6 protein-coding genes and 1 pseudogene are annotated in these 7449 nt (G+C 72.4%); 4 read left to right on the top strand and 3 right to left on the bottom strand.

Annotated features, from left to right (window positions below; genetic code table 11):
• Nucleotides 1-244, top strand: a 244-nt coding sequence (locus tag AC5P1C_RS43180) for a hypothetical protein (protein ID WP_493871496.1), incomplete at its 5' end; no start/stop codon positions are given.
• A gap of 56 nt (nt 245-300) precedes the next feature.
• Nucleotides 301-741 (top strand): annotated as a pseudogene (locus AC5P1C_RS43175) (zinc-binding dehydrogenase); the annotation flags it as partial.
• A 302-nt stretch (nt 742-1043) separates the two neighbouring features.
• Here AC5P1C_RS43175 and AC5P1C_RS43170 read toward each other — a convergent pair.
• From AC5P1C_RS43170 to AC5P1C_RS43160, 3 genes are all read right to left on the bottom strand, one after another.
• Nucleotides 1044-1313 carry a hypothetical protein gene (locus tag AC5P1C_RS43170; protein ID WP_493871495.1) on the bottom strand — a complete coding sequence of 90 codons (270 nt, stop codon included), beginning with the start codon at nt 1311-1313 and terminating at the stop codon, nt 1044-1046.
• A gap of 100 nt (nt 1314-1413) precedes the next feature.
• Nucleotides 1414-1536, bottom strand: coding sequence for a hypothetical protein (locus tag AC5P1C_RS43165; RefSeq protein ID WP_493871494.1), 123 nt, complete (start codon nt 1534-1536; stop codon nt 1414-1416).
• Nucleotides 1537-1689: 153 nt separating this feature from the next.
• Nucleotides 1690-4845, bottom strand: coding sequence for an AfsR/SARP family transcriptional regulator (locus tag AC5P1C_RS43160; RefSeq protein WP_493871493.1), 3156 nt, complete (start codon nt 4843-4845; stop codon nt 1690-1692).
• A gap of 176 nt (nt 4846-5021) precedes the next feature.
• Here AC5P1C_RS43160 and AC5P1C_RS43155 point away from each other — a divergent pair, with 176 nt between their 5' ends.
• Both AC5P1C_RS43155 and AC5P1C_RS43150 read left to right on the top strand, forming a co-directional pair.
• Nucleotides 5022-5942 carry an NAD(P)-dependent oxidoreductase gene (locus tag AC5P1C_RS43155; protein ID WP_493871492.1) on the top strand — a complete coding sequence of 307 codons (921 nt, stop codon included), beginning with the start codon at nt 5022-5024 and terminating at the stop codon, nt 5940-5942.
• On the top strand, nt 5935-6975 hold the full coding sequence (locus AC5P1C_RS43150) for an NAD(P)-dependent oxidoreductase (protein WP_493871491.1): 1041 nt from the start codon (nt 5935-5937) through the stop codon (nt 6973-6975). Before AC5P1C_RS43155 ends, AC5P1C_RS43150 begins: the two co-directional genes overlap by 8 nt.
• The last annotated feature ends 474 nt before the right edge of the window (nt 6976-7449 follow it).

Here is a 7449-nt window from a genome sequence, read left to right as displayed (position 1 = left end):
TCCCGACCTCCCCCCACCCGAGCGGCCGATGACGGTTGAAGCGTGTCTTCACCGGTGGCCCAGCAGCGCTTTCACGATCGAATTGATCAACGGAGTCCTGCTCTTCACCGGCGACTTCGACGAGCGTGACATCGCCACGGTCACGCTGACTTATCCGGGCCGCCATGCGCTCCTCAACACCGACGGCAACATTGAGGTGCATCCGGCGGGTACCGGCCGCCCCGCATCACTTCTCGAGCAGTAGGGCCTCACAACGGCCCGACGCAGCTCAACAACCCTGAGCCGGCGGGGACCGAGGGCCTGGGCTTCGACGCGGCCTTCGACTATCACGACGGGCCGGTGGGCGAACAACTCGCCAAGGCCGCGCCCGACGGCATCGACGTCTACCTCGACAACGTCGGCGGCGACCACCTGGAAGCCGCGATCGACGCGATGCGCGAGTACGGCCGCATCGCCGGGATCGGGGCGATCTCCCAGTACAACGCCACCGAGCCGCCGACCGCGCCGCGCAACCTGTTCGACCTGGTCGGAAAGTCCATCCGCTGCGAAGGCTTCCTGGTGCGCAACCACCGTGATGTCCAAGAGGAGTTGGAGGAGTTCCTTATCCCACGCCTTCGCTCCGGCGAGGTCGTCGACCGGCACACCGTCACCGAAGGCTTCGACAGCATCGTCGATGCGTTCCTCGGGATGCTCGACGGCAAGAACCTCGGCAAGGCGACCGTTCGGCTGGGGCAGGCATGATCCGGCAGGACGCCACGGCGTGCACGATGCCCCGATGCTCCTGTCCAGCATCAGCATGGGCCTGTCCACACTCGCCCCGGGGCAGATTCTGTTCCACCGGCCCGGATGCGCCCAGGCGTTCGCTTCGCCCGGATCTTCGCCCTGCAGGGCTCCGGGCCGCTGGTCGACGCCCTCGACTCGCGGGATGTCGCACCTGTGGGAGCAGATCGGGCGGGTGATCGGTTCGGACGTCCGGCTGATCTCGACCCAGCGGCAGTCGCCGCTGCACCTACCGAGGAAACGGCCAGGAGCCTGCAGCCTGATCAGCACTGCCAGGATGGGGAGTTGGTGCGGCTGCCAGGCCGTCGCACGACATCCGCATTCTGGGTGAGTTCCTCCTTCGCCTGTTCCAACTCCAAAGACAGTTCGACGGCGACCCTGGTCAGGGTTTTGTTCCGCTCTCGCTCGGCGGCCAGGTCGGCTTTGAGGGCGGCGTTCTCATCTTTGAGGGCTCGGTTCTGCTCGGCGATCTTCTCGACAGCGGCGGGGACCGTGTGCTGGGCTTTCACACGAGCCTGGAACACCTCGACCAACTCTTTGTGGTCGCCGTAGCGGGCACCTTGGCCAGGCTCATTCCGCTGGCACCGTGCAGTCGGCCAGTGGCCCGGTCCCTGCAGCGGCGACGGGAGGATGTCACCCCGCCACAAGAACGGCGACCCGCGGACCCTGGTGGCAGATGAAGTCGATCAGGATGGCGGGAGAGCAGCCCTCGGTGTCCACCCGGTACACGGCCTTGAGACTGGTGGGCTCGCACACCGGCTGGCTTCGCCGCCGGGTTCGCGGAAGCGCCGACGGACTGGTCGGCGGGCTGGCTACGGTCCGGCCGTGCCGGTGGAGTTTCTGACCGCCAGCCACAGCAACTCCGGCCCACATCCACCCCGCAGAGGTCCGCCGCAGACGTCACCCAGGTCACCGGGTGTCTGCATGCGCCTCTTTCACGCCGATGGCGTCTGCGGCCGACTCGGCGGCGAAGCCCTCCGCTCCCAGCGCCTCACGGACCCTGGCCTCGACGCGGTCCACGTCGCCGCGCTCGGCCTGTGGGAGCGGCGCACCGGCCAACTCGCGGGCCCGCGCCGCCGAGCCCAGGAGGCGGGCGGCCCGTGTGTGCCGCCCGGCGAGGGCGTGCGCACCGGCCAGGCCCTCCTGTGCGAGGGCGACGGCGCGGGGGTCCTCGCTCTCGCGGGCGACGGCGAGTCCCTGACGGTGCAGGCCGAGAGCTGCTGCGGCGTCGCCCCGCTGTTCCGCGAGGAAGCCGAGTTCGGCGAGGAGAAGGGCGGGGCCGGGACCGAACTCGGTCCCGCGGTGCCAGGTGAGCGTCTTGTCGAGCAGCCGCTGGGCGAGGGCGAAGTCGCCCTCGCGCCGGGCGCCGAGGGCGAGGCCGATCTCGGCGTGGATCTCGCCGGCGGCGTAGCCGTGCTCGGCTGCCAGGTCCTTCGCCTCCCGATGCAACTCGGCGGCGCGGGTGAAGTCGCCGGTCAGGAGGGCGACCCGGCCGAGCCCGGTGATCCGGTCGGCGGCGTCCGCCCAGAACCCCAGCTCTTCCGCCAGCCGCAGCCCGTCCTGGTGCAGTGCGGCGGCGCGGGCGTAGTCCCCGGCGATGACGGCCAGCGCGGCAAGCGGATAGCTCGTCTGCAACTTGCCCCAGCCGTCACCGAGTTCGCCGAAGAGTGCGTGCCCCTCCTCGGCGCGGCGGGTGGCGGCGGAGAGATCGCCGCGCAGCAGGGCCTGTACGGACCTGGTGCTCTGCGCGGCGGCGACGCCCCAGTGGTCACCGGCCGCGCGGGAGCCCGCGAGTGCGTGGTCCGCCAGGGCCTCGCTGCGGGCGAGGTCCTCCCCTGCCTTGAGCATGGCGTGGCCGAGGAACCATTGGGCTCGCGCGTATGCGGCGTCCGCGCCGGCAGTCGGTGCGGGCAGCGCGACCACGTGGCGGTACTCCCCGGCGCCGCCCGCGCCGGTGAGTCGGGCGAATCCGGCGTGCCAGAGGACGGCGCGGGCCCGCAGCCCGCCGTCGGAGCCTCCGCCCTCCCCCTCGCCGTCGCTCAGGGCGTCGGCGAGCGCGCCACGGGCCTCGCGGAGCCGACCGCGCAGGAACCAGTACCAGGCCGAGTCGAGTGCCAGGCTCAGTGCCTCGCCCGACTCCCGCCGCCGCACCGCGTGGTCCAGCGCGGTGCGGACGTTCGCGCTCTCGGGGTCACGGAGGGCCAGCCAGCGCCGCTGGCTGGAGCCGTGCAGCCCGGCTGCGGCACGGGCGGCCAGCTCGGCGTAGTAGGTGTGGTGGCGTTGTGCGACAGCGGCCCCGTCGCCCGCCTCAGCCAGTCGTTCACGGGCGTACGCCGCGATGGACTCCGGCAGCCGGTAGCGGGGGCCGTCGGTGGCGGTGACGACGGAGCGGTCCACCAGCCCGATCAGCGCCCCGAGGACGTCCGCCTCGCCGCCGCACACCGCCTCGACGGCCTCAAGAGTGCAGCCGTCGGAGAACACCGTGAGCCCGCGCAGCACCGTTCGTTCGTCGCCGCCCAGCAGATCCCAGCTCCAGTCGATCATCGCCCGGAGGCTGCGCTGGCGCGGCGGCACGCCTCGGTTGCCGCCCGCCAGCAGTCGGAACCTGTCGTCCAGCCGGGCGGACAGCTCCTCGACACCCAGCGCGCGTACCCGGGTGGCGGCCAGTTCCAGTGCGAGGGGTATCCGGTCCAGGCGGCGGCAGACCGTAGCAATGCCCTCCGCGTTCGTATCGGTGACGGTGAATCCGGGGACAGCGGCAGCAACCCGTACGACGAACAGTCGCTCGGCATCCCGTTGCGAGAGCGGAGGCACTGTCCACACGGATTCGCCGGGCACCCCGAGGGGCTCTCTGCTGGTGGCCAGGACCGTAAGCCCCGGCGCGGCGGCGAGGAGTCGGCGTACGGTCTCGGCCGCCGACTCGACGAGGTGCTCGCAATTGTCCAGCAGGAGGAGGAGCCGCCTGGAGCGCAGCGCGTCCTCCAGCCCGGCAGGCCCCTCCTCACGGATGCCCAGCGCGGCACTCACCTGCTCGGCCACGCCGGTGGATCCGGCGAGGCCGACCATGCGGACGCCGTCCGGGTGTCCGACGGCGGCCTGGCGCGCCGCCTCCTCCGCGAGGCGGGTCTTGCCCACCCCGCCGGGCCCGGTGAGCGTCACCAGCCGGTGGGCGGCCAGTAGTTCGCACACGGCGGGCAGTGCATCCTCCCGTCCGATGAGGGCGGTGAGGGGGGCCACGAGCCCCTCCGGGGCGGACGTGGGCGCGGATGTGAACGTAGACATGGGCTCGGTCAATGGCGGGACGGGTCCCGGGGCGGCCAGGGCCGGGTCGTGAGTGAGGACCGCCTGGTGAAGAGCGGCCAGTTCCGGCCCGGGGTCCACGCCCAGCTCGTCCGCCAGCCGTTCGCGTACTCCGGTGTAGGCGGCCAGTGCCTCGGACTGGCGGCCCGCCCGGTACAGGGCCGTGATCTGGAGGGCGCGGAGCCGCTCCCGCAGCGGGTGGCGGTCCGCCAGTTCTCCCAGCTCAGCGGCCAGGGCATGGTGTTCGCCCAGCTCCAGCCGGGCCACGGTGAGCATCTCCTGGGCGGTGAGCCACTGTTCGGTCAACCGTCCGGACGCGACCCGCGCGAAGTCCAGTTCGCCAAGCCCGGCGTACGGTTCCGCCCGCCACAGGGCCAGCGCCTCGGTCAGCACCCCGGCCCTGGCCCGCGCGTCCGTCTCACGGGACGCGGCGGCCGTCAGGCGGGTGAAACGCCGGGAGTCAAGGTCCTCGGGTCCGGTCCGCAGCCGGTAGCCCTGGTGCCCGGACTCGACCAGTGCCCCGGCCCCCGGCTCGGCGTCCGCCAGCGCCCGGCGCAGCCGCGAGACCTTGGTCTGGAGCGCACCAGCAGGGTTCCCGGGCAGCCGGTCGCCCCACAGGTTGTCGACCAGCCGGTCGGTGGAGACCGTACGCCCCGCGTCGGCGAGGAGCGCGGCCAGCAGGGCGCGCACCTTCGCCTCCGGGACGTCGACCTCACGTCCGTCGGTGGTCCAGGCGGTGACGGGGCCGAGCACCGAGAAGTACATGCGTGCACGGTAGTCGGCGATGCGGAGCCGCCCGCCGGGGGGCCGACAGCGGCCCGACAGAACCCCGACAGCCCCGGCGGGCACGGTGAGGGCACATCGAACGCACCGCCCCGGTGCGGCCGGTCGAGCCGGTCGAGCCGGTCGAGCCGGTCGGGAAGACGAACGGGAGCACTCACATGTCACGCACCGAGCAGCACGCAGAGAACCACGCCGAGCGCCACGAGCAGTCCGCGGTGTCCGTCATCGGCCTCGGTCAGATGGGGGCCCGGCTCGCCCAGGCGTTCCTGGCCGCCGGATACGCCACCACCGTGTGGAACCGCTCCGCGGCGAAGGCCGACGCTCTCGCCGCGCAGGGCGCCACCCGCGCGGCGACGACAGCGGCGGCCGTGGCCGCCAGCCCGCTGGTCGTCGTCTGCCTGCCGGACTACGCGACCGTGCACGACGTGCTCGGACCGGTGGCGGCGGAGCTGCGCGGCCGAACCCTGGTGAACCTGACCTCGGGCACCCCCGAGGAGGCCGCCGACGCGGCGGACCGGGCGGCCGGGCACGGAGCCGCCTACCTCGACGGAGCCGCCATGAGCGGCACCCGGCTGGTCGGTCGCCCCGAGGCGCTGTTCGTCCTCAGCGGTTCACGCGCCGCCTTCGACACGCACCAGGCGGTGCTGCGCAGCCTGGGCAATGCGGTGCACCTCGGCGCCGATCCGGCGCTGGCACCGGCGTACGACACCGCGCTGTTCGGCCTGGCCTGGGGCGCGCTGGCGGGCTTCTACCACTCCCTCGCGCTGGTGAGGGCCGCGGGCGTCGACCCGACCGCGTTCGCCGCGGTGGCGACGGCGCACATGCCGTTCGTCACCTCTCTGATGGCAGAGCACGCCCGGCAGGCGCAGGCGGGCGCATTCCCGGACGACGACGGCACCGTCGAGGTGCACCGGGCCGCGATGGAGCACCTCGCACACACCAGCGCCGCGCAGGGCATCGGCACCGAAGTGCCCGCCCTGTTCCGGTCCCTGCTGGCGCAGGCGGCGGCCGACGGCCACGGCGCGAGCGGCATCGCCAGCGTCATCGAGACCATCACGAAGGGCACGCACAATGACTGAACGGACGAACGGGCGCACCACAGAGCGGATCACGGAACACACCACAGCACAGACGACCAGGCCTCGAGTCGCGGTCCTTGGTCTGGGCCGGATGGGCACCGCGATCGCCGAGGCGTTTCTCGACGCCGGCTACGAGACCGTCGTGTGGAACCGCACGCCGGGAATAGCCCACGCACTCGCCGCGCGCGGCGCGGTCCCCGCCGCCGACGCCGCCGCGGCGGTGGCCGCCGCACCCCTGGTCGTCGCCCCGCTGCTCGACCACGGCGCGGTGCGGGAGGCCCTTGGCCCGGCCGCCGCTGCGCTGCGCGGCCGGACGCTGGTCAACCTCGCCAACACCACCCCTGACCAGGCCCGGGACCTGGCGGCCTGGTGCGCCGGGCACGGCGCGGCCTACCTCGACGGGGCCATGATGGCGCTCCCCGAGACCGTCGCCACCGACGCCGGCTTCTTCCTCTACAGTGGCGACGAGGAGGCGTTCACCGCCCACCGGAGCGCGCTGGAAGTGATGGCTCCCGCACACTACTTCGGCGCGGACCCGGGCTCGGCGGAACTCCACGACCTCGCCCTGCTGGGCACCGGGTACGGGGCGCTCGCCGGGTTCCTGCACGCGGCGGCCCTGCTTCACACCGTAGGCACCGAACCACAGGTGTTCGCACCATTGGCGGCCCGCTGGCTGCACCAAATGGCCGAATTCCTCCCGGAACTCGCCCGCGAGGCCGGCTCGCGGCACTACACGGAAGGGGTCTCCACGATCGACCTGAACCGGGCCGCCGTCGATACCCTCGTCCACCTCAGCTCAGTCAGCGGCGTACCCGCCGCCCTCCATGGCCCCCTCCAGGTCCTGCTCCACCACCGCTCGACCGAGGGCCACGGCGAAGACAGCTTCTCCAGCATCTTCGAACTCCTGCGCCCCGCAGGAAGCACCGACCAGGCTGCTTTTCCTCGATCGCCTCGCGGACCAGACAAGACTGCCCGCAGGGCGGAGTGCGACGACCACGACAGCCGTCAGGGCGCAGTCGGGAGTGGCCCGTAGCCGACCGGCCAGCCGGGGCGCCCGCAGACGGCCACGGCCTCCGGAACGCCGAGGCGTCACCGGCCTGGCCAGGCGTGAGATGAAAGGCCAAGCTCCGGCAGCGACCGCCCACCACCAGGTGAATCTTGGTGGTCAATCCGTCACGGGGGGCGACCCAGGCCTGGTCTCGTGCTGGGTGAGCCCCTGCTCTTCTTGAGTGACGAACGGAGTCTGCGTCGTCCCCATGTCCATGCCGTGGTCGTTGGCCAGGGTGGGAGGACGTTATGGGGCTGTGGCATCCACGAACGCGGCGCCGGTCTCCCCCGGCCTCCACACACCCGAGTCGCTCATCGACCCGGAGCATGCGGTGGCGCGGCTGCTGGAGACCGGCGCCGCATTCGTGGACGCCTAAACAGTTCTCAGCGCGTCACTTCCGCCAGAACAGGTGGTGCACCACCCCGCTCGGGCTGGGGACCACGTCGAGGTGGAAGCGGT

The organism is Streptomyces sp. A18 (genome assembly GCF_059026065.1).
Note: the sequence above shows the minus strand (reverse complement) of the source record. Positions and strands in the feature narration are given on the sequence as shown.

Bases quoted from the DNA above. Each gene is read 5' to 3' on its own strand.
- AC5P1C_RS43160 (WP_493871493.1), bottom strand. From the start codon at position 4,845: ATGTACTTCTCGGTGCTCGGCCCCGTCACCGCCTGGACCACCGACGGA.
- AC5P1C_RS43155 (WP_493871492.1), top strand. From the start codon at position 5,022: ATGTCACGCACCGAGCAGCACGCAGAGAACCACGCCGAGCGCCACGAG.
- AC5P1C_RS43150 (WP_493871491.1), top strand. From the start codon at position 5,935: ATGACTGAACGGACGAACGGGCGCACCACAGAGCGGATCACGGAACAC.